Annotated in this window: 15 protein-coding genes; 9 read left to right on the top strand and 6 right to left on the bottom strand. The window is 68.7% G+C overall.

The genetic code is table 11. The annotated features are described in order from the left end of the window. Positions 1–18 precede the first annotated feature (18 nt). Both ASF60_RS02380 and ASF60_RS02375 read left to right on the top strand, forming a co-directional pair. Positions 19–1,107, top strand: coding sequence for a lysylphosphatidylglycerol synthase domain-containing protein (locus ASF60_RS02380; protein ID WP_056179634.1), 1,089 nt, complete (start codon positions 19–21; stop codon positions 1,105–1,107). Positions 1,108–1,135: 28 nt separating this feature from the next. Next, complete coding sequence (locus tag ASF60_RS02375) at positions 1,136–2,416, top strand: ATP-binding protein (protein WP_056179630.1); 1,281 nt, start codon at positions 1,136–1,138, stop codon at positions 2,414–2,416. 4 nt (positions 2,417–2,420) lie between these two features. Here ASF60_RS02375 and ASF60_RS02370 read toward each other — a convergent pair whose 3' ends face one another. Next, entirely contained in the window at positions 2,421–3,914 is a 1,494-nt protein-coding gene (locus ASF60_RS02370; protein WP_056179627.1) for an AMP nucleosidase, read from the bottom strand. A 273-nt stretch (positions 3,915–4,187) separates the two neighbouring features. Here ASF60_RS02370 and ASF60_RS02365 point away from each other — a divergent pair, with 273 nt between their 5' ends. Together ASF60_RS02365 and tsaA are read left to right on the top strand one after the other, a co-directional pair. After that, positions 4,188–6,578, top strand: a complete 2,391-nt coding sequence (locus ASF60_RS02365; RefSeq protein WP_056179623.1) for an EAL domain-containing protein — start codon at positions 4,188–4,190, stop codon at positions 6,576–6,578. Between the two features lie 118 nt (positions 6,579–6,696). After that, positions 6,697–7,191 carry a tRNA (N6-threonylcarbamoyladenosine(37)-N6)-methyltransferase TrmO gene (gene tsaA, locus ASF60_RS02360; protein WP_056179612.1) on the top strand — a complete coding sequence of 165 codons (495 nt, stop codon included), beginning with the start codon at positions 6,697–6,699 and terminating at the stop codon, positions 7,189–7,191. 28 nt (positions 7,192–7,219) lie between these two features. On the opposite strand, the gene ASF60_RS02355 is transcribed toward tsaA, so the two are convergent. From ASF60_RS02355 to ASF60_RS02345, 3 genes are read right to left on the bottom strand one after another with little or no spacing between them, the layout of a single operon-like run. Continuing rightward, entirely contained in the window at positions 7,220–10,327 is a 3,108-nt protein-coding gene (locus ASF60_RS02355) for an efflux RND transporter permease subunit (protein ID WP_082507689.1), read from the bottom strand. A gap of 58 nt (positions 10,328–10,385) precedes the next feature. After that, positions 10,386–11,462 (bottom strand): efflux RND transporter periplasmic adaptor subunit, encoded by a 1,077-nt coding sequence (locus ASF60_RS02350; RefSeq protein WP_056179607.1) that lies wholly within the window; start codon positions 11,460–11,462, stop codon positions 10,386–10,388. Then, positions 11,459–12,607 carry an efflux RND transporter periplasmic adaptor subunit gene (locus tag ASF60_RS02345; protein WP_244478294.1) on the bottom strand — a complete coding sequence of 383 codons (1,149 nt, stop codon included), beginning with the start codon at positions 12,605–12,607 and terminating at the stop codon, positions 11,459–11,461. The genes ASF60_RS02350 and ASF60_RS02345 overlap by 4 nt, the downstream gene beginning before the upstream one ends. A 203-nt stretch (positions 12,608–12,810) precedes the next feature. On the opposite strand from ASF60_RS02345, the gene ASF60_RS02340 reads away from it, so the two are divergent. Together ASF60_RS02340 and ASF60_RS25420 are read left to right on the top strand one after the other, a co-directional pair. Continuing rightward, positions 12,811–13,386: a TetR/AcrR family transcriptional regulator gene (locus tag ASF60_RS02340; protein ID WP_056179604.1), complete on the top strand. Its 576-nt coding sequence runs from the start codon at positions 12,811–12,813 to the stop codon at positions 13,384–13,386. 540 nt (positions 13,387–13,926) lie between these two features. Next, positions 13,927–16,764: a PAS domain-containing protein gene (locus tag ASF60_RS25420; protein WP_443136721.1), complete on the top strand. Its 2,838-nt coding sequence runs from the start codon at positions 13,927–13,929 to the stop codon at positions 16,762–16,764. Between the two features lie 55 nt (positions 16,765–16,819). Here ASF60_RS25420 and ASF60_RS02330 read toward each other — a convergent pair whose 3' ends face one another. Further along, on the bottom strand, positions 16,820–17,722 hold the full coding sequence (locus tag ASF60_RS02330) for a histone deacetylase family protein (RefSeq protein ID WP_056179598.1): 903 nt from the start codon (positions 17,720–17,722) through the stop codon (positions 16,820–16,822). A gap of 24 nt (positions 17,723–17,746) precedes the next feature. After that, a complete protein-coding gene (locus ASF60_RS02325) occupies positions 17,747–18,691 on the bottom strand; it encodes an NAD(P)/FAD-dependent oxidoreductase (protein WP_244478293.1) in 945 nt (314 codons plus the stop codon). Between the two features lie 156 nt (positions 18,692–18,847). Between ASF60_RS02325 and ASF60_RS02320 the strand changes: the two genes are divergently transcribed. The 3 genes from ASF60_RS02320 (at position 18,848) to ASF60_RS02310 (ending at position 22,603) form a co-directional block, all read left to right on the top strand. Then, positions 18,848–20,104, top strand: a complete 1,257-nt coding sequence (locus ASF60_RS02320) for a ceramide glucosyltransferase (protein WP_082503970.1) — start codon at positions 18,848–18,850, stop codon at positions 20,102–20,104. A gap of 97 nt (positions 20,105–20,201) precedes the next feature. Next, the gene (gene eat, locus ASF60_RS02315; RefSeq protein WP_056179595.1) at positions 20,202–21,578 is read left to right on the top strand and encodes an ethanolamine permease; all 1,377 of its coding nucleotides are present in this window, start codon (positions 20,202–20,204) and stop codon (positions 21,576–21,578) included. 359 nt (positions 21,579–21,937) lie between these two features. Continuing rightward, positions 21,938–22,603 (top strand): class I SAM-dependent methyltransferase, encoded by a 666-nt coding sequence (locus tag ASF60_RS02310; protein WP_056179592.1) that lies wholly within the window; start codon positions 21,938–21,940, stop codon positions 22,601–22,603. The last annotated feature ends 1 nt before the right edge of the window (position 22,604 follow it).

Raw genomic sequence — 22,604 nt, 5'->3', positions numbered from 1 at the left:
GAGGCGGACGCCGACACGATGAACTTTGCGAGACAGCAGAAGCAGATCGAGACGGCCGAGGCGCTCGCGCCCGAGGCCTCGCCGATCGACGGGGTGGCGGCCGAGGCGCCGAAGGGTGGCCTGCGCGGCCGCTACGCCTGGCTCGGTACCATCGCCAGCCTCGCCATCCTCGCAGGCTCGCTGTTCGTCCTGTGGAAGCTCGTCCAGACGGTGACCTGGGCCGAGATGCACGCGGCCTTCACCGGTGCCTCGGGGGAACAGCTCGGCCTCGCTTTCCTGTTCGTCGCCATCAGCTACCTCTTCCTGACCTGCTACGACGCCCTGGCGCTGCGGCAGCTCAAGCTCAAGGTGCCGTACCGAACCACGGCCCTGGCCTCGTTCACCAGCTACGCGGTCAGCTTCACCCTCGGCTTCCCGCTCCTGACGGCCGGGACGATCCGCTACTGGATCTACTCCAGCAAGGGGCTGGGGGCCGCCAAGATCGCCGCCCTCACGGTGATCGCCGGCTTCACCTTCTGGCTCGGCATGGGCGTCGTCCTCGGCCTCAGCCTGATCGCGGAGGCAGGCCAGCTCGCCGCCCTCACCTTCACCAGCATCGCGCTGAACCAGGGCGTCGGTTTCGGGGCGCTCGTCGCCGTGGTGGCCTACCTGCTCTGGGTCTCGATGAAGCGTCGCCACGTGCGGGTGAAGAGCTGGCGCCTGGAACTGCCCGGCGCTTCGGTCTCCCTGAGCCAGATGGTGGTGGGGATCGGCGATGTCTGCGCGGCGGCCGCCACCCTCTACGTGCTGCTGCCGGCGGGCACCTCCATCGGCTTCACCACCTTCGTGGCGATCTACGTCCTGGCGGCGATGCTCGGGATCGCGTCGAACGCGCCCGGCGGCATCGGGGTGTTCGAGGCGACGGTCCTGCTGGCGCTGTCGAGCCTGCCGCGCGACCAGGTACTCGGGTCGCTGCTGCTGTTCCGGGTCTGCTACTATCTCGTGCCCTTCGTCATCGCGCTGGCCATGCTCACCGTGTTCGAGATCGTGAAGCGGTCGCGCGACGCCAAGGCGAGCCGCGAGATCAAGAGCGCACGCGAGACGGCCACGCGCGATCTCGGGGCCTGACGCAGGTCCATCGTTCCGGAGGGTCTGAATGGCACGCGGCATGCGCCGATCGGCCTGGAGTGCCGCGGCCCTGACGGCGATCGGGATCGGCCTCGTCTCCTTCGCGCGCGGAACCCTGGACTGGCCGATGGTCGCCGCCTCCCTCGCCGCGGCGGGGCTCGCAGGGTTCATCGGCAGTCTCGGCCGTGCCCCGATCATCCGGGCGCCGGAGAGTATCGCCGCCTCGCGGCATTCGGTGGCGGAGGCGCTGCTCGCCAACATCCCCGATCCCGTCATCCTGGTCGACCGCCGCGCGGTGGTGATCGAGGTCAATCCGGCCGCCCGGGCCCTGTTGCCGGCCCTGAAGCTGCGCCACCCGCTCTCCTTCGCCTTGCGCGCGCCCGACGTCCTCGACGGCATCGAGGAGGTTCTGCGCAACGGCGCCTCGCTCAAGACGCTCTACACCACCCGCGTGCCGACCGAGCGCGCCTTCGAGGTGCAGATCGGTGCCCTGCCGATGCCCGACGGGGTGGTGGGCGGCCAGCCCAACGTGGTGCTGTTCCTGCGCGATCTGACCTCGGCGCGGCGCCTGGAGGCGATGCGGGTCGATTTCGTCGCCAATGCCAGCCACGAGTTGCGCACGCCGCTGGCCTCGCTGCTCGGCTTCATCGAGACGCTGCAGGGTCCGGCCCGCAACGACCCTCCGGCCCGCGAGCGCTTCCTCGGCATCATGAAGACGCAGGCGCAGCGCATGGCGCGCCTCGTCGACGACCTCCTGTCGCTGTCGCGGATCGAGCTGCGCGAGCACGTGGCGCCGACCCGGCCGGTGGACCTGACCCGGATCGCCCGCGAGATGGTCGACACGCAGGGGCCGTTGGCACGGGACCGCGGCGTCGCGCTGACCATCGAGGCCGAGGGCGCCTTCCCCATCCTGGGTGAGCGAGACGAACTGCTTCGGGTGGTGGAGAACCTGATCGAGAACGCGGTGAAGTACGGCGGCGGGGGCGGTCACGTGGCGGTCGCGCTCCGGCGCCACACCGATCCGGCGAGCGGCCGGGCCAACGTCGAGCTCAGCGTCCGCGACCAGGGCCGGGGCATCGCGGCCGAGCACATCCCCCGCCTGACCGAGCGCTTCTACCGGGTCGATGTCGCCTCGAGCCGCGACCAGGGCGGCACCGGCCTCGGCCTCGCCATCGTCAAGCACATCGTCAACCGCCACCGCGGCCGCCTCGTCATCGAGAGCGTCCCCGACGAGGGCACCACGGTGCGGGCGCTGTTTCCGGATTACCAGCCAGCGGCACTTCCCGAGCCGACGATCGAGCCGGCCTGAAGCGCTATCGGAACGGCGGCTCGTCGAAGCTGCGCAGCTTGCGCGAATGCAGGCCGTGGCGCTCGGCCCTCAGATTGTCGAGGGCGGCGAGCCCGATGAGCAGGTGCTCGGCCACCGCGCGCTCGTAGAAGGCGTTGGCCGCACCCGGCAGCTTGATCTCGCCATGCAGCGGCTTGTCCGAGACGCACAGAAGCGTGCCGTAGGGAACCCGCAGGCGGTAGCCCTGGGCCGCGATCGTCCCGCTCTCCATGTCGACGCCGATGGCGCGGGACAGGTTGATGCGCCGGCGCTCCTGGCTGAAGCGCAGCTCCCAGTTGCGATCGTCGTAGGTGACGACCGTGCCGGTGCGCAGGCGGCGCTTCAGGTCCTCGCTGGTCTCGCCGGTGACCTGAGCGGCCGCCGCCTGGAGGGCGAGTTGCACCTCGGCGAGCGCGGGGACCGGCACGTCGGGCGGCACCAGCTCGTCCAGGATTCGGTCGCGGCGGAGATAGCCGTGGGCGAGGACGTAGTCGCCGATGGTCTGCGACTGGCGCAGGCCGCCGCAATGACCGACCATCAGCCAGCAATGCGGGCGCAGGACCGCGAGGTGGTCGGTGATGGTCTTCGCGTTGGAGGGGCCGACACCGATATTCACCAGGGTCGTGCCCTGCTGGCTGCCGTCGGGGCCGCGCGCCACCAGGTGGTAGGCGGGCATCTGGTACTTGTGCCAGGGCGAGGCCGCGATCAGCGCCGCGGGGTCGACCGAGGCGGCTTCCGCCCGCGACACCGAGATGCCGCCCGGCAGGATCAGGCGCTCGAAGCCGTCGTCGCCGCGTGCCAGGCGCTCGAGTCCGTGGCGGATGAAGCCGTCGACGTAGCGATGATAGTTGGTCAGCAGGATCCAGGGCTGCACGTCGCCCCAGTCGCTCCCGGTGTAGTGGACGAGGCGGCGCAGCGAGTAATCGGTCCGGATCGCGTCGAAGAGAGCCAGCGGGCGCGGCGCGTCGGGTACGTCGTGCCAGAGCCCGTCGGCGATCTCGTCGCCCACCACGGAGAGCAGCGGCACCGGGAAGTAGGTGGCCAGATCGCGCGGAGTGACGCCGCTGCGCCCGAGATCGGCGCCCGGCTCGATCACGTAGGGATAGGGGATCTCCTGGGCGCTGAGCCCGACTTCGAGGGTCACGGCGTAGTCGCGCACCAGGGGCCGGAGCTGCTCCAGGAGGTAGCCCCGGAAATGCGCCGGCTGGGTCACGGTGGTGGCGTAGGTGCCGGGAGCCTGGAGCTTCGCCGTGGCGCGGGACACCTGCGGCATCGGCCCGGCGGGCTGGTAGGTCAGGCGCAGCTCGGGGTAGCGGAACTGAAGCCGTTCCGTCGCGTCCGGCGGGGCTCCCCCGTCGAGGTAGCGCGCGAGGGCCGATTGCAGCGCCTCGATCGCCCCCGCGTGCAGCGCCTCCAGGCGGTCCACGGCGGTCTCGGGATCGGAGACGGACTCCATCGGTCGCAACTCGTCGCGGATCACGGTGCCTCCTGGCCAAACCTTCGGTCCCGGTCCGTCTTACACCCGCGTGTGGCGTGAGGCGACCGACCGGGCGGTCGGGATTCCAGGCTGCTGATTTCAGCTGTGTGACATCAATGACAAAGATGTCGTGCGACGGCTGGTTGGTTGCTTGGCAACCATTTCAATAGGCCGACAAGTCCTTTAACATATGAAAGGCATACATTCCCTCTGCCGGAGCGAAAGCCGAGTCTTGGGTCAGGCGAATTCGACGCCAATAGGGGGAAACCGGCTTCGATGCTCACCGTCATTGGTTGCTTCTTCATCGGTAACGACCCCTGGTTAGTCGTGCTGGCAGCAATCATTTGCACCTTGGCCGCCAGCTCTACGATTGCGTTGCTGGTCCATGCGCGCCGGCCGAGGGCCGGATGGCGCAGCGGGTGGGTCGCGATCGCGGCCCTGGCGGGTGGCTCGGGCATCTGGGCGACCCACTTCCTGAGCATGCTGGCCTGCGATCCGGGTTTGGTCACCGGATACACGATTGGCCCGACCGTGCTGTCGCTGGTGCTGGCCGTGCTGGTGACGGGGATCGGTCTCGGAACGGCGGTGTTCTGGGCCGCCCGCGTCGCTCCGCTGGTGGGCGGCGGCATTGTCGGCCTCGGCATCGCGGTGATGCATTACACCGGCATGGCGGGCTACGAGATCGCCGGCCACGTGATCTGGAACGCCCCCCTCGTCGCGGTTTCGATCGCCGTCGGCATCGTGTTTGCCATCGCGGCCCTGTGGATCGGCCTGACCAGCACGCGCACCCGGGGACGGGCCGCCGGTGCCGCCCTTCTCGTCGTCGCCATCTGCGCCCACCACCTGATCGGCATGACGGCCGTCACCCTGGTGCCGGACCCGCGGGTGAGCGTGCCGGAAGGGACCGTGCCGGCTCTCTGGCTCGCCCTTCCGGTCGGCCTCGCCAGCCTGACGATCCTCCTCATGGCCTGCACGGCCCTGATCCTGGACCTTCGCGACCGCCAGAGCGCGGTCTATCGCGGACGCCTGCTGAGCCTCGCCAACGCGGCGGTGGATGGCCTCGTCATCTGTGACAAGGCGGTCATCGTCAGCGCCAACGACAGCTTCGCCACGCTGACGGGCATCCAGGCCCGGGACCTGACGGGCCTGCCCCTGTCGCGCTTCTTCCCGGATCGCGACACCCTTCGCGGCCTCGCCGAGCGGGCCGACGAACCGATCGAGAGCAACCTTCACCGCACGGACGGAACCGTCTTGCCGGTCGAGCTGATCATGCGGCCGATCGCCTACGCGAGCACGCCGCACATGGCGCTGGCGGTACGCGACCTGACCATGCGCCGGCGGGCCGAGCGCCAGATCCAATTCCTGGTCAGTCACGACCCGCTGACCGGCCTGCCGAACCGGCAGGCCTTCTATGACCGGCTGGACCAGCATCTGCGGCAGGCCGTTCCGGGCGAGCGCCTCGCGCTCCTCTACATCGATCTCGACGGCTTCAAGGAGATCAACGACCTCGTCGGCAACGCCATCGGCGACGTCACGCTGGTGCGGGTGGGCCAGCTCATCGCCGGTCTTCTCGACGAAACCCAGATGGTCGCGCGCGTGGGCAGCGACGAGTTCGCGGTGGTGACGCCGTGCGCCCACGCGGTCACGGCCGGGCGGCTGGCCGAGGAGATCCGGGCCACGCTCCGGGCCGCCTCGGACCGGGCGCCCCAGGGTGAGCCCGTGCCGGCCGCCACCATTGGCATCGCGGTGTTTCCCGACGATGCGCGCGACCGCAACGATCTGGTGAACGCGGCCGACACCGCGCTCCTCCTGGCCAAGACCGAGGGACGCGGCAGCTACCGCTTCTTCGAATCGTCGGTCGGGCAGGATGTGCGCGACCGACGCATCCTGGAGAAGCACCTGCGCCGCGCCCTGAGCGAGAACCAGCTCCGCCTGGTCTACCAGCCCCAGATCGAGACCCGGACCGAAGCCGTGTTCGGATTCGAGGTGCTCCTGCGCTGGCACCATCCCGCGCGCGGCCTGATCTCGCCGGCCCTGTTCATCCCCATCGCCGAGGAGAGCGGGTTGATCCGCGAGATCGGCGCCTGGGTCCTGCGCGAAGCCTGCCGGGAGGCCGCGCAATGGGTCGCGCCGCTGACCGTCGCGGTGAACGTGTCCGGCCTGCAGGTCCACGATCCGGCTTTCGCGCCGAGCGTCAAGGCGATCCTGGCCGAGACCGGCCTCGATCCGGCGCGCCTCGAACTCGAGATCACCGAGACGGCCCTGATCCGCGATCCGGTCCGTGCCTCGACCAACCTGCGCCAGCTGAAGGCCCTGGGCCTTCGCATCGCCATGGACGATTTCGGAACCGGGTACTCGTCCCTGTCGAACCTGCGCCTGTTTCCCTTCGACACCATCAAGATCGACGGCTCCTTCATCGCCGCGGTGGATTCGAATCCGCAGGCCGCCGCCATCGTGCGTTCGGTGCTGGGGCTGGGCGCGGGGCTCGGCCTGCCGGTGATTGCGGAGGGTGTCGAGACCGCCGAGGAACTTGCCTTCCTGGGCGCTGAGAACTGCCACGCCGCCCAGGGCTATTTCATCGGGCGCCCCGCCCCGATCAGCGCCTTCGCGCAGCATACGGGGGGATCGCGCGCGGACGCCCACGTCGTCGCCACGGTCGCCGCCTGAAGGAAATTCGCCCCGCGCGTCGCCGATCGTCCGGGGACGACTTGCCTTCCGGGGAACTTCCGCTCGAAACCGACGCTCCGCGCCGCGATGCGCAAATCCCGACGAGAAGGCCTGCCGCATGCGCGACGAATCCGGACATCGCCCCGGCGAGACGGCGATCCCGCTGCCTGCGGCCTTCGATGCCGGGCTCTACTTCATCGGCCGCATCCGCACGCCCTGGGCGACGCGCCAGGACTGCCCGAAGAACGGGCTCCAGACCGAGGCGACCTGCACCCTCGCGGTCGACCCGCCCTTCGTGGACGGTCTCCAGAACGTCGAGGGCGCCAGCCACCTCATCGTGCTGTACTGGATGGACGAGGCCGCCCGCGACCTGGCGCTGCAGCGTCCCCGCCATGCGGATGGCAGCCGGGGTACCTTCTCCCTGCGATCGCCCGCGCGCCCGAACCCGATCGCCCTGTCGGTGGTGGAGCTCCTCGGGCGGGACGGCTCGTGCCTGACCGTCCGCGGCCTCGATTGCCGCGACGGCACCCCGCTCCTCGACATCAAGCCCTACTACGCAACGACCGATTCGCGCCCCGGCGCCACGGTGGACCGGGCCGGGACGTCACGGTGAGGCGGAGCACCCGGCGCAGGTCCGGGGATCACCCGGCATGCGCCTCGGGGCCGTGCACCTGCCCGTCGGCCCCGTGGACCCGGCGCGGCGTGCCCTTCGGCGGCGCCTTGATCCGGTACCAGCCGACATAGAGGGCGGGCAGGAAGAACAGGGTCAGGAAGGTCGCCGCCAGGATGCCGCCAATCATGGCGTAGGCCATCGGCCCCCAGAACACCTCGCGGGCGATCGGGACGAGGCCGAGGCTGGCCGCCGCCGCGGTCAGCAGGATCGGGCGCATGCGATGGCAGGTGGCATCGACCACCGCATCCCAGGGCGGCAGCCCGTCGCGCTCGTACTCGTCGATCTGGGTCACCAGGATCACCGAGTTGCGCACGATGATGCCGATCAGCGCCAACACGCCCAGGATCGCCACGAAGCCCATCGGCTTATTGAAGGTGAGCAGCGCGAGGGCGACGCCGATCAGCCCGAGGGGCGCCACGCTCGCCACCAGGAAGAGCTTCTGGAAGCTCTGGAGCTGGATCATCAGGAACATCGCCATGGTGAGGAGCATCACCGGCGCCACGGCCGCGATCGGCCCCTGGCCCTTCGCGCTCTCCTCAACGGCCCCGCCCACCGCCAGGATGTAGCCGTCGGGCAAGGTCTTGCGGAACGCCGTGATCTTCTCGTCGAGCTGGCCCACAACGGTGGCGGGCTGGGTGTCGTCGGCGATCGAGGCCCGCACCGTGATGGTGGGCAGGCGGTCGCGGCGCCAGACGATGGGCTGCTCCAGCTCGTAGCCGATGGTGGCGAAGGCGAGGAGCGGCACCACGCTGCCGTTGGCGAGCGGAACCTGCAGGCTCTGGAGCGTATCGAGGGAGTTTCGCTCCACCGCCTGGGCACGGGCCACCACGTTGACGAGGTAGATCGAGTCCCGCACCTGGGTGATCGCGCGGCCGCCGACGATGCCGTTGAGGATGCCGGCGATGTCCTCCGAGGTGACGCCGAGCTGGCGCGCCTTGTCCTGGATGATGTCGACCTTCAGCACCTTGCCGGGCTCGTTCCAGTCGAAGGTCGGCACGTCGAGATGCGGGTTCGAGCCGACGATGTTGGCGAGGTCCAGGGCGTAGCCGCGCAGGGTCTGCAGGTCGGGTCCACCGAGGCGGTACTGCACCGGCCGGCCGACCGGGGGGCCGAGATCGAGGGAGTGGATCAGGAAGTCGGTGCCGACGAATTTTTCCCGCGCCAGCGTGTCGAGCTTGGCCTTCATGCGCTCGCGGGCCTCGATCGACTTCGTCTCGATGACGATCTGGCCGAAGAAGGCGTTGCCGAGCTGCTGGTCGAGGGGCAGGTAGAAGCGCACCGCGCCCTGTCCGACATAGGACGACCAGCGCACGATCTCGGGATCGCCCACCAGGGTCGCCTCGAAGCGGTCCATCTGGCTCTTGGTCTCGGCGATGCTGGCGTTCTGCGGCAGCGTCATGTCGACCAGAAGTTCCGGCCGGTCGGAGGACGGGAAGAACTGCTGCTGCACGAAGCCCATGCCGACGATGGCCGCCGCCAGCATGGCCACGCAGGCCATGACGGTGGTCCAGCGCCAGCGCATGGCGCCCAGCAGCATCCCGGTGAAGATCCGCATCGAACGGCTCGGGGCGTCGTGGTCCTTGTGCTTCATCGTCTTCGGCAGGAGCTTCACCCCGATGAGGGGCGCGAACAGGACCGCCACCACCCAGGAAACCAGGAGCGAGGCGGCAATGACCACGAACAGCGAGTAGGTGTACTCGCCCGCCGAGGAGCCGTTGAAGCCGATGGGCAGGAAGCCCGCCACGGTGACGAGCGTCCCCGTCAGCATCGGGAAGGCAGTGGAGGTGTAGGCGAAGGTTGCGGCCTTCTTCAGGCTGTCGCCGACTTCCAGGCGGGCGACCATCATCTCGACGGTGATCATGGCGTCGTCGACGAGGAGGCCGAGGGCGATGATCAGCGCGCCGAGCGAGATGCGCTGGAGCGTGACGCCCATCACCTGCATGACCACGAACACGATGGCGAGCACGAGGGGAATCGACAGCGAGACCACGAGGCCGGCGCGCCAGCCGAGGGAGATGAAGCTGACCGCGAGCACGATCACCACGGCTTCGATCAGGGCCTTGGTGAATCCGCCGACCGCCTCCTCGACGATCTTGGGCTGATCCGAGACGAGGTGGATGCCGACGCCCACCGGCAATTCGCCCTCGAGCTTGCGCATCCGCTCCTTCAGGTCGTGGCCGAAGGTGAGCAGGTTGCCGGAGGGCTGCATCGCGATGGCGAGGCCGATGGCCGGCTGACTGTTGAAGCGGAACAGGTCGGTCGGCGGATCGGTGAAGCCGCGCGAGATCTCGGCCACGTCGGAGAGGCGGAAGAAGCGGTCGTTCACCCGCAGGTTGACCGCGCGCAGGCTCTCCTCGGACACGAACTGGCCACCGACCCGGATCGAGACCCGCTCCGGTCCGGCCTGGATCACGCCGGATGGCGCGATGGCGTTCTGCGACTGCAGGGTCTTGATCACCGAGTTGGTGTCGAGGCCGAGCCCGGCGAGCTTGCGGGTCGAGAAGTCGAGGTAGATCACCTCGTTCTGGGCACCGAGCAGCTGCATCTTGCCGGCGTTCGGCACCTTCTTCACCTCGGCGCGGACGCGCTCGACGTAGTCGCGAAGCTGGCGCTGGGTCACGCCGTCGGCCGTGAAGGCGTAGACGTTGCCGAACACGTCACCGAACTCGTCGTTGAAGAACGGCCCCTGAATACCCTGCGGGAACGTGCCCTGGATGTCGCCGATGCGCTTACGGACCTGATAGAAGATCGCCGGAATGGTCTTGGGCGGCGTCGTCTCGCGCAGCTGGACGAACACCGTGGCCTGCCCCGGCGTGGTGTAGCTGCGGCTGAAATCGACGGCATCGATCTGCTGCAGCTCCTTCTCTATCCGCTCGGTGACCTGATCGAGCGTGTCGCTGATGGTGGCCCCCGGCCAGCGCGCCTGCACGATCATGGTCTTGATGGCGAAGGGCGGGTCCTCCTCGCGGCCGAGGCGCTCGTAGGCCAGGAAGCCGGCCACCACGGAGATCAGCATCAGGAACCAGACGAAGGAGCGGTGCTCCAGCGCCCATTCGGAAAGGTTGAAGTTCTTCAAGGTCTTGCTCTCGCCTCAACGGGGTGGCGACTGATGACGGATGGCGGTCGAGACCCGATCAGGGCGCCTGGTCGGACAGGCGCACGGCCTGCCCCTCCTTCAGCGAATGGACGCCGGCCAGCACCACGCGGTCTCCGGCCCCGAGGCCCTCGCCGATGCTGACGCGCTCGCCGTCCCGGCGCGTGACGGTGACGGAGCGCTTGAGGACGCTCTTTCCGTCCGGGGCGACGACCCAGACCGCATCGCGGCCACCCTCGGTCAGCACCACCGTGGCGGGCAGGTCCACGTGCGGCGGCTCGGCTCGTGCCAGCATCACCGTGAGGGTCGAGCCGAGACGGAAGGCCGGGGATGGATCGATCAGCGTCATGCGGATGCGCCGCGTGCGCGTGGTCTGGTCGGCGAAGGGTGCGATCTCGCGCACGCGGGCGGTCGCCGTCACATCGGGAGCGCTCTGCAGGGACACGGTGAATTGCGCGTCCGCCGGCATGGTGCCGACCAGTTCCTCCGGGATATCGACCACGGCCTCGCGCTCTTCCGGGCGAGCCAGGGTCGCCACCGCCTGACCCGCGCTGAGAACCTGGCCGACCTCTGCGCTGCGGACCGTGACGACGCCATCGAAATCCGCGTGCAGTTCGGTGTAGCCGATCTGGTCGCGCGCCTTCTGCAGGTTGGCCTCGGCCTGGGCCAGTCGCGCCTGGGCGGTGTCCCGGCTCGCCACGGCGGTATCGAGCTGGGCCTGGGTGACGTTGCCGCCGGCGAGCAGGCGGCGGCGGCGGATCTCCGTCGCGTTGGCGTTCTCCGCCTGCGCCTTGGCATCGGCGAGGTCCGCTTCGGCCCGGGTCAGGGCGAAGCGCGGGACGACCGGATCGAGGGCGGCGATGCGCTGGCCCTTGTGCACGATGTCGCCCACGGTGACGTCGCGGGCGATCATCCGGCCGGCGATCTGGAAGCCGATCTCGGACTGGTAGCGCGGCGCCACGACTCCCGCGAAGGGTCCGAAGACCTGGGCGTCGACGGGCTTGACCACCCGGTACAGCACCGGCCGCACGGGTGGGGGCCCTGCCGGCTCCTCGGCGGCGTGGCAGGCGCCGAGGAGAGCGACGAGCGCGAACGCGCTCCAGAGCGGGCGGGTCATCGCGTCGCCTCGAGGGTCTTCGAAACGGCGACGGTCTGGCCTGGCCGGAGAAGCTGGATCCCCGCGATGACGACCTCCTCGCCGGGCGTGACGCCCTCCTTGAGCGCGATGGTGTTGGGGCCGTAGCGCTCGATCACGACGGGCCTCGGCCGGACGGTCCCGGTCTGGGGATCGCGCACCCAGACCGCCGGGCTGTTCTGCCAGCGATAGAGCGCCGACCAAGGCAGGACGATCGCCGGGCGCGGCTGGAACTTGCCGGTGCCGATCACGACGGCCCCGAGGCTCATGGCCTTGGGCGTCTCCTCGATACCGACCTTGATCCGCACCGTGCCGGAAGCGGCATCGACGCTGGGCGAGATCTCGCGCACGCGACCGACCGCCTTGACGCGCGGGTCGGCCTGCAGCGTCACCTCCACGGTCTTGCTCGCCGGCGGCGCGGCGAGCACCGCTTCGAACACGTTGAAGACGGCGTCGCGCGGCCCGTCCTGCGCCATCACCAGGACGGTCTGGCCCGCCTGGACCACCTGGCCCACCTCGAAGGTGCGACTGAGGACGATGCCGTCCACGCCGGCCTTCAGGTCCGTGTAGGAGTATTGCTCCTCGGCGGTGCCGAGGGCGGCCCGGGCCGAATCGACCGAGGCCTGGGTCGTGCGCAGCTGCTGCTCCGCATCGTCGTAGCTCGGGCGGGTGGTGTAGCCGCTGGCCAGGAGCTGCTCCTGGCGCTTGAAATTCAGCTTGGCCTGGGTCAGCAGCGCATCGGCCGAGGTGAGCGCAGCCTGGGCGTTGTTGAGGTTGGCCCGCTGCTCCTGGGGATCGAGCTTGGCCAGGACCCGATCGGCGGTGACGTGGTCGCCGACCTCCACGAGGCGCTTGGCGATCTTGCCGTTGGTGCGGAAGGCGACATTGACCTGCGACTGGGCCTGGATGTCGCCGGTGAAGATCAGGTCCGAGGCGATGGTGGACGAGCGGGCGATGGTCGTTCGCACGAGGGCCATGGCCGGGGCGGCGTTCGTCGAGGCGCCTGCGGACGACGCCTCGGTGGCGGCCTCAGCGCCGAGCACGGGCGACATCGCGGCAGCTGCGATCGCAAGGCCGAGGCCCAGGCCTCCGCGCCAGCGCGGCCAAACGGTCTGCCAACCCACCATTGCGTCCTCGAACCCAGAAAGCCCCTACCTCGCCTCATCCATATCGTCTATCATACCGACCGTCCAGACGGTTTCTTGCAAGAGCGGATCGGCTCCTGGTTTTCGTAACGCCCCGGTATCTCGTTGAAGTATTCGATCTTTCTGCCATGTGCGGCTTTGATTTGGTATCATCGCGAAACCTTGGCACCTCTGCCGGATGATCGATGATGAAGGCGCGCACCCGCCGCGAAGACCGACCGCTGGTGATCCTGGATGCCGCCGAGCGTCTGATCCGGCGCATGGGCACCCGCACCCTGACGATCGATGCGGTGGCGGCGGAAGCCTCTCTGAGCAAGGGCGGCGTCCTGCATCACTACGCCTCGAAGGATGCGCTGATCTCGGCGCTGGCGGAGCGCAAGCTGCGCGAAATCCGTGAGAGCGTGACGGCCCACGAGGCCGAACAGGGGCCGGGACCGGCCGCCCTCCCCCTGGCCCTGATCGCCCATGCGCGACAGATCTATGCCGACGAGGATGGATTTCCCCGGGCGCTCCTGCTGGCTTCTGCCGAGAACCCGGAGGCCTTCGCGGGCTTCAACGCCTTCCTGCGGGACCGCCTGGCCCAGATGGAGGACGTGGCCTGCTGCCCGGGCGCCGGGGCGATGCTGACCTTCGCCACCCTCGGCCTCCTCCTCTCTCGCACGCTCGGCTTCCACTGCCTGGAGGGGGCGGAACTGGAGAAACTGTTCGACGCCATGGAGCGCACCGCCAAGAGCCTGCCGAAGATCGAGGCGCGGCCCTGAGCGTCTCAGCTTTGCGAGCGTCCGCTTGCGTACATCGATGAGCGAGAGACGCCGCTGACGGTCCTTCCGTATTGAATCAGACGAAGCCGGCCGATGGCATGCCGCGGAGCAGGCAGGGCAAGAATGATGGCAAGGATAAGGGCCAAGCCTTCACCATGATCGATACTTTCGCAGCGCCGCGCGACCTCCCCCGAATCTACGCGACGCTGTTCCGAAGGCCCGGAATGATTTCGTCTCCGCGAAATCCGTTCTGCCGAGACCCGGAGAAGCGCTGTACGACCCGGATCAACGCAGCTATGCCTTGATCATGCCAGCCGGACCGCCCGATCCGATCGCCCGAAGATCCGAGATGCCCAACGGCTGCGACCGATCCGGGATTTGTGGCGCGTGACCGTCTCCCTGGCGTTTCTCGATGCCGGCGGCGTCACGGGTGCCGAAATCCGCGCACACGACTGGTCGGGGACGAGATTCGGACCGCCGGAGACCTGGCCGGCGTCCTTGCGCAATACGCTGGCGCTCATGCTCGCCTGTCCCCGGCCGATGTTCCTCGCCTGGGGACCCGACCTGCTCTGCTTCTACAACGACTCCTATCGGCCGATCCTCGGCTATCGCCTGTCGCACGCGCTCGGCCGTCCGTTCCGCGAGGTCTGGGGCAGCATCTGGGACGATATCGGTCCGCTGGTGGAGGCCACCCTCGCGGGCGAGCCCCGCACCTTGACCGACATGAAGCTCGATCTCGCCCGCGCAGGACGGGCCGAGGAAAGCTGGTGGTCGTTCACCTACTCCCCCGTCTACGACGATGCCGGGGCGATCAACGGATTGCTCTGCGTCACCGCGGAGACGACCGACCGCGTGCTTGGCGAGGCCGCCCTGCGCGAGAGCGAAGACCATTATCGCCACGCAGTCGAGTTGAACCCGCAGGTGCCCTGGACCTGCGATGCTGCCGGAAACATCACGTCCTACGCGACCCGCTGGCTGACCCTGACGGGACAGGCCCCCGGCGAGCCCCTGGGCGACGGCTGGACCCGGGCGGTGCATCCCGAGGACCTGCCGCGGACCATCGCCGTGTTCGGTGCCTGCATCGCCTCTGGAGACCCGGTGGATGTCGATTACCGCATCCGCCTCGCGTCGGGCGAGCACCGCTGGATGCGGGCCCGCGCCTTTCCGCGCCGGACCGAGGGCGGCGAAATCCTGTGCTGGTACGGCGTGGTCGAGGACATCCACGACCGCAAGCAGGCCGAGACGCGCCTGCGACGGCGCGAGGAGCAGTTGCGGCTGGCCACCGAGGCGGCCGAGATCGGCACCTGGGACCTCGATCCGGTCGGCGGTACGCTGGTCTGGTCGGACCGTACCAAGGCGATGTTCGGCTTTCCCTCCGGCGCGTCGGTGACCCTCGACGACTTCTACGCCACCCTGCACCCCGAGGATCTGGCGGCGACCCGAGCGGCCTTCGCCTCCGCCATCGACCCGGCCCTGCGCACGACCTATGACGCCGAGTACCGCACCATCGGGCGCGACGATCGGCTGGTGCGCTGGGTGGCCGCGAAGGGCCGGGGCGTGTTCGACGAGACCGGGCGCTGCGTTCGGGCCCTCGGGACGGCCATCGACATCACGGCGCGCAAATCCGCCGAGGGCCACCTGCGCTTCCAGATCGCGCTAGCCGACCGCTTGCGCACGGCGGCGAGGCCGCTGGACATCAAGATGATGGCCTCGGCCAGCCTCGGCGCGCATCTGGGTGTCGGCCGGGTCGGTTACGGCCATCTTCAGAACGAGGGCGAGGTCATCTCGGTCGAGCGCGACTGGTGCGACGGGCGCATGCCCTCGCTCGCCGGCGTGGTCCGGGTGCTCGATGCCTTCGGCCCCGCGCTGGTGGTCGAGTTGCGCCAGGGGCAAACCCTGGTCGTCACCGATTGTCGGACGGACCCGCGGACCGCCGAGCCGGCGTTCCAGGCCACCTGGGACAGCATCGGAACGCGGGCGCTGATCGTGGCTCCGATGATGCGAAGCCTGGAATCCGGCGGCCTGTCCCTCGGCGGCGTGTTCTTCGTGCATTCCGACGCGCCGCGCATCTGGACCGACGCGGAGGTCGGGCTGACCATGGAGGTCGCGGCCCGGACCTGGTCGGCCTACGCGCAGGCGGAGGCCGAGGCGGCCCTGCGCGAGTTGAACGCCACCCTCGAGGAGCGCGTGGCGGGACGCACGGCCGAGCTGGAACAGACCCACGAGGCCTTGCGGCAGGCGCAGAAGATGGAGGCGGTGGGCCAGCTCACCGGGGGCGTCGCGCACGACTTCAACAATCTCCTCACCATCATCCGCTCCTCGGTCGACTTCCTGCGTCGGCCGGATCTGCCGGAGGTGCGCAAGAGCCGCTACCTCGATGCCGTCTCCGAGACCGTGGACCGGGCCGCCAAGCTCACCGGCCAGCTGCTCGCCTTCGCCCGGCGCCAGGCCTTGAAGCCCGAGGTGTTCGACGTTCGGGCGCGCCTCATCGTCATCGCCGACCTTCTGGAAACGGTGACGGGCGCCTGTATCCAGGTCGTCACGGCGCTGCCCGAGGAGACCTGCCACATCCGCGCGGATCTCAGCCAGTTCGAGACCGCGCTGATCAATATGGCGGTCAATGCCCGGGACGCGATGGAAGAGCGGGGCACCCTGACCATCCGCCTGGAATGCCGGGCGCCCATGTCACCCCTGCGCGACCAGGGCGGCAAAGCGGACCGGTTCGCCGCGATCTCGCTCAGCGACACCGGCATCGGGATCCCGGCGGATCATCTCGACCGGATCTTCGAACCGTTCTTCACCACCAAGGGCGTGGGCAAGGGCACCGGGCTCGGGCTGTCGCAGGTCTTCGGCTTCGCCAAGCAGTCGGGCGGCGACATTGCGGTCATCAGTACGGTCGGGGTGGGAACGACCTTCACGCTCTACCTGCCGGAAATCGAGCCCGATCAGGTCCCGCCCACGGCCGCCGGCGTGATCGAGCATCCCACCGTGTCGGGGGACGGCCTGCGCGTCCTTCTCGTGGAGGACAACCTGGAGGTGGGCCGTATCGCCCGTCAGATCCTGGAGGATTTCGGCTATCTGCCGACCTGGCACACCGACGCCGAGAGTGCCCTGGCGGATGTGGAGCGTGAAACCACACCCTTCGACATCGTCGTGTCGGACGTGGTCATGCCCGGCATGGGCGGCGTGGCCCTGGCGCACGAGTTACGGCGCCGCCGGCCGGATCTGCCGGTGCTGCTCGCCTCGGGATACAGCCACATCCTCGCCCAGGAGGACGCGCACGGCTTCGAGCTTCTGCAGAAACCCTATTCGGCCGAGCAGCTCGGCCGGACGATCAACCGGATCGTCGCACGGCAGGTGGCGCTGTCAGAGCCTTAGGCAAGGAACCGCTCCCGCCGCTCGGCCTTGCGCCGGCACGTCGCGCGTCGCGGCGTCAGGCTGCCTGCTCGGCCATGGCGGCGAAGACCAGGGCGTGGCGGGCCGCCAGGGCGTCGATGTCCGTGGAATAGCCGCCGCCGATCACCCCGACCAACGGGATGCCGCGGCGGCGGACGGCTCCCACCACGTACCGGTCGCGCGCCAGGAGGCCGGCATCGGTCAGGTCGAGGCGCCCGAGGCGGTCGTCGCGGTGGGGGTCGACGCCGGCATTGTAGAACACGAGGTCGGGGCGGATCGCATCGAGGAGCGGTCCGACATGGGCCTCCAGCACCGCGCGGTATCCGGCATCGTCGACGCCGTCGGGCAGGCCGACGTCCCGGTCGCCGGCGATCTTGCGGGTCGGGTAGTTCTTCTCGGCGTGGATCGAGAGGGTGAAGAGATCGGGGGTGCCGCTGAGGCAATCGGCGGTGCCGTCGCCCTGGTGGACATCGCAATCGATCACCAGGGCGCGGGCGATGGTGCCCTCGGCATGCAGGGTGCGGGCGGCGACCGCCACGTCGTTGAAGATGCAGAAACCGGCCCCGGTCTCGCGTCGGGCATGATGACTGCCGCCGGCCGTGCTTCCGGCGATCCCGTGCGCCAGGGCGAGGCGGGCGGCCAGGAGGGTGCCGCCGACGGACGCGCAGGAGCGGTCGACCACCGAGGCGCCGACCGGAAGGCCGATGCTGCGCTCGATTTCGCGGGACACGTCGAGGGCGAGCACGGCCTCGACGTAGGCGCGATCGTGAGCGGCGGCGAGAAGCGCGGCCCCGGCCGGCTCCGGCCGGACGAAACCATGCGGCGCAAGGCCCTGCTCCACCAGCAGTTCGGCCAGGCGCCCGTATTTGCGCATCGGGAAGCGATGCCCCTCCGGCAGGGTCGCCTCGTAGGCCGGGTGGAAGACGATGGGCAGGGTCATGTGGCAGACCTCACGACACGCGTCTCACGCCAGTTCGGCGACAAGGCGGTCGGCCAGGGCCAGGCCGCTGTCGTAGGCGGCCTCGACGCGCGGCCCGAGGCAGCCGTCACCGGCATAGCCCAGGCGCTCGCGCGGGTCGTAGAGGCAGGGTTCGCCGCAGGTTTCCTCGACGAGGGCGTAGCGCCAGCGATGGCCGCGCCCCTGTCCGGCGACCGGCACTCCGAAGAGGACGGACAGGGCCGAGATCAGCCGTGCCGCCGCCGCCTCGGGCGCGTCCTCCAGGTGGGTCCTCGACCAGTCGGGCGTGGCATGGACGGTGAAGGCGGGCTTCCCGCTCGGCCGGCCGGGCTTCGTGCCCTCGCGAAAGATGGCCGCGACCGGTCCTCCCGCGGGTCGCAGGACGTCGCCCGCGAAGGGAAGGTCCTGCGCGCAGGTCAGCATCAGCGACCAGCAGGGTGCGTAGGTCGCCCGCTCGATCGTCGGCAGCACGAATCCGCTCGCGGCGAGGAGGCGCGACGCCTGAGGCCCTGGCAGCGTGAGCACGACGGCCTCGAACACCCGCGGTTCGAGACCCTCGGCCAGAGCCAGGGTCCAGCCGCTCGACACGCGGGACAGGCCCGTGACGGTGCGGCCGACATGAACCTCGAGACCGCCGAGGAGATCGCGCACCGGCGCGGTCATGTCGGGCACGGCCGTGAAACGGTCGGGACCATCCCAGGGCGCCACGAGGCCGCGCCCCGCCCAGGCGGCGAGCCGCGCCCCGAAGGCGGAGCCATGTGCCCGCAGAACCTGGGCGCCGTGATCGAAGCGGAGCCCGGTGTCGCGATCGCGCCGGTTCGCCATGCGGCCGCCGACCTGACGGCCCTTGTCGAACAGGGTGACGGCGAGGCCGGCCTCGATCAGGCGGCGCGCCGCGCTCGCCCCCGCCATCCCGGCTCCCACGATCGCCACATGCGCCGGTCTCGCCACGCCCGCCCCCTCCGTTCCCCCGGGTTGTCATACGACTGAAGCATCGCGGCTGTTAGGGGCGCTGGGACGGTCGGGGACGCGGCGCGATGTCCATCCCGCGATCGGTCGCGTTTCGGGTCTGACCAACGGGAGATGTCGCGGATGTGGGATCAGGCGATGCGGGACTTGTCGGAGCCGAGCGCTGCGGTCGCTCTGGCGTTCTGCGCCGCCCTGACGCTGATCAACCTGGTCGGGATCGCGGTGGCGGCCGTCCGAATCGGGCGGCGCAACGGTGCCTCGGTGTTCCCCCAGGGCGCGCCGGTGTCGCTGGTCCGGCCGGTCTGCGGCGTGGAGACCTTCAGCGAGGAATTGCTGACCCGCGGCTTTCGGCTGGTGCATCCGTCCTACGAGCTGATCTTCTGCGTCGCCGATGAAGCCGATCCCATCGTGCCGCTGGTGCGTCGGCTGATGGCGGCGCATCCGCAGGTCCGGTCCCGCCTGATCGTCGGCGACGAGCGCATCAGCGACAATCCGAAGCTCAACAACTGCGTGCGCGGCTGGGAGGCGGCCCGCCACGACTGGGTCGTGCTCGCCGATTCGAACGTGGCGATGCCGCCGGACTACCTGCAGCAATTGCAGGCGGCCTGGCGTCCGAACACCGGCCTCGTCTGTTCGACGCCGATCGGAGCGCGGCCCGAGGGCCTGTTCGCCACGGTGGAATGCGCCTTCCTGAACACCCTCCAGGCGCGCTGGCAATATACCGGCGAGGCCCTCGGCCTCGGCTTCGCCCAGGGCAAGAGCATGCTTTGGCACAAGCCCTTCCTGGAGGCACGCGGCGGCATCCGCGCCCTGGCGGCCGAGATCGCCGAGGATGCGGCGGCGACCAAGCTCGTGCGCGCGGCCGGGGCGCGCGTCCATCTCGTGGCCGCTCCGTTCGACCAGCCCCTCGGGCGCCGCACCCTGGCGGAGATCTGGTCGCGGCAGTTGCGATGGGCGCGCCTGCGCCGGGTCACCTTCCCGCTGTTCTTCGCGCCCGAGATCGGCTGCGGCCCGCTCCTGCCCTTCGGCATCGCCCTCGCGGCCGCCCCCTCCCCGGCGCTCGCCGGAAGCCTGCTCGCGCTGACCGGGCTCTGGTATGCGGCCGAAATGGCGCTGGCCGCCCGGGCGAAGTGGGTCCGGGGCCCCGGTCTCCTCCTGGGCTTCATCATCCGCGATGCCCTGATCCCGTTCGTGTGGACCAGCGCCTGGCTACGCGGCGCGGTTCTCTGGCGCGGCAATGCCATGAACATCCGGACGACGATGGACCTCCAAACAACGAGGGACCTCCGAACAACGAGGGACTCGCGGACCACCATGGAGATCGCACCGCCGAACACCGGTGCCGCGACACGCAGCCCCTGGCGTCGCCTGTGGCCCCGGGCCAGCGCAGCCTGACGGTGCCCGCTCCAGCTGCATCGCCCTGCCGGCACGGCGGCAGCGCTCTTGCTTAGGCTCCGCGGTCCGCACCGGGCGGACAAAAGGGGCCAGGGCGATGCAGACCGAAACCAGCGGGCTCCATAAGGGCCTCAACGCCTTCCATCTCTGGGGCATCGCCGTCGGACTCGTGATCTCGGGCGAGTATTTCGGCTGGAGCTACGGCTGGGCTTCCGCCGGAACCCTCGGCTTCCTCATCACCACGATCGCGGTTGCGGCGATGTACGTCGCCTTCATCTTCAGCTTCACCGAACTCACCACCGCGATCCCGCAGGCCGGCGGCCCCTTCGCCTACAGCCGGCGCGCCTTCGGCCCGGTCGGTGGCTGCATCGCCGGCTACGCGACGCTGATCGAGTTCGTCTTCGCGCCCCCCGCCATCGCGCTCGCCATCGGCGCCTATCTCAACGTGCAGTTCCCCGGCCTCGACCCCAAGCACGCGGCGCTCGGCGCCTACCTGATCTTCATGACCCTCAACATCGTCGGCGTGCAGATCGCCGCGACCTTCGAGCTGTTCGTCACGATCCTGGCGGTGGCCGAACTCCTGGTCTTCATGGGCGTCGTCGCCCCGGCCTTCTCGTGGTCGAACTTCGCCGCCCACGGCTGGGCCGGCACCGACACCTTCGGCCTGCCGGCGATCGGCGGCCTGTTCGCCGCGATCCCGTTCGCGATCTGGTTCTTTCTCGCCATCGAGGGGGTGGCGATGGCGGCCGAGGAGGCCAAGGACCCGAAGCGGACCATCCCGATCGCCTACATCACCGGTGTGCTGACCCTGACGGCCCTGGCCTTCGGTGTGATGATCTTCGCTGGCGGCTCGGGCGACTGGCGGGCTTTGAGCAATCTCAACGACCCCCTGCCCCAAGCGATGAAGACGGTGGTCGGCGAATCGAGCGGCTGGCTCCACATGCTGGTCTGGCTCGGCCTGTTCGGCCTCGTCGCCTCGTTCCACGGCATCATCATGGGCTACTCGCGGCAGATCTTCGCCCTGGCCCGCGCGGGCTTCCTGCCCCGCGGCCTCGCCCGGGTGCACCCGCGCTTCCGCACGCCCCACATCGCCACCCTCGCGGGGGGCGTGGTCGGCATTGCGGCCATCTACAGCGACAACCTGGTAACCATCGCGGGCCAGTCGCTCACCGCCAGCATCGTCACCATGGCGGTGTTCGGCGCCCTGGTGATGTACGGGATGAGCATGGCGAGCCTGTTCCGCCTCCGCCGGGCCGAACCGGACCTCGCCCGCCCCTACCGCGCCCCGCTCTATCCCGCCGCGCCCGCCTTCGCGCTGGCGATGGCGGCGGTCTGCTTCGTCGCCCTGGTGATCTACAATCCGGCGATTTTCGCGATCTTCCTCGGCGTGATCGTCCTGGCCGTGCTCGCCTCAAAGTGGCTGGCGACCCCAGACGCGACGGTGGGTGGGCCGGTTTACGATCCGGTGTTGTGAGGGCGCGGCATGGCTGACGACGCGAGCTGCGAATCACGCAATGAATTTAGACTGTAAACAGCTTCGATGAGTCGATCAGATCAGCTCGCGGTATTCCGGCGACGGCAACTAAAGTCGGCGAGGAGAGTTTTCTATCATCAATATATATTATGATCGTCAACCGACACTCACTAACCACCGCGACATTTCACGCCATTGGTCTGGGATAAAATCATTCTCAAATCGCCAAGCAGATACGTCACGGCTATATATTTTTATTTATATTTACAAAGACGCGTATGAAGTTTTTGCAATACGCCCTCTAAGGTGATAAATGCAGTTACAAGCATCAGTTTGCACACTTCGAGGCCGATGGCGATATGTCGCTGTACCAAATCTTCCTTTCAAACACCGGCCGCCCTATTCACAAATCGGGACATTATTTCTTCGCCTACGAGCGTCATTTCGGGCGTTATGTCGGTCATCCTGTGACCTTTCTGGAGATTGGCGCAGGCAATGGCGGCTCAGCGCAGATGTGGAAGAGTTGGCTGGGTCCTCTTGCACGCATCGTCACGATCGATATCAACGAAGTGTGCAGACAATACGCGGATGAGCAGATCGCCGTGCGGATTGGCGACCAGTCCGATCCGCAATTTCTCCAATCGCTCCTTGACGAGTTTGGCACCTTCGACGCGGTGCTCGATGACGGAAGTCATCATATGGAGCACGTCACCAAGAGCTTCGATTTCCTCTACAAAAGGATCGCTGCGAATGGCGTCTACATGATCGAGGACATGCATACGGCATACTGGTCCGATTATGGCGGAGGCCGAGGTGATCCGCGCTCAATGGTCGAGCGTTTTAAAGGATTGATTGACGACCTCAATGCCGACCACGTTAGGGATGGTACAGTGGCGCCATCATATTTTACAAGACAAACAGTTGCGATGACTGCCTACGATAGCGTTCTCGTGCTTGAACGTGCGCCGATGATCAACAAATTCATGAAAATGATCGGCGATGATACGCAACGCGCGAATTACTGAC

The organism is Methylobacterium sp. Leaf113 (assembly GCF_001423325.1).
Lineage (GTDB): Bacteria > Pseudomonadota > Alphaproteobacteria > Rhizobiales > Beijerinckiaceae > Methylobacterium.
This window is presented reverse-complemented; position numbering and strand designations above follow the sequence as displayed.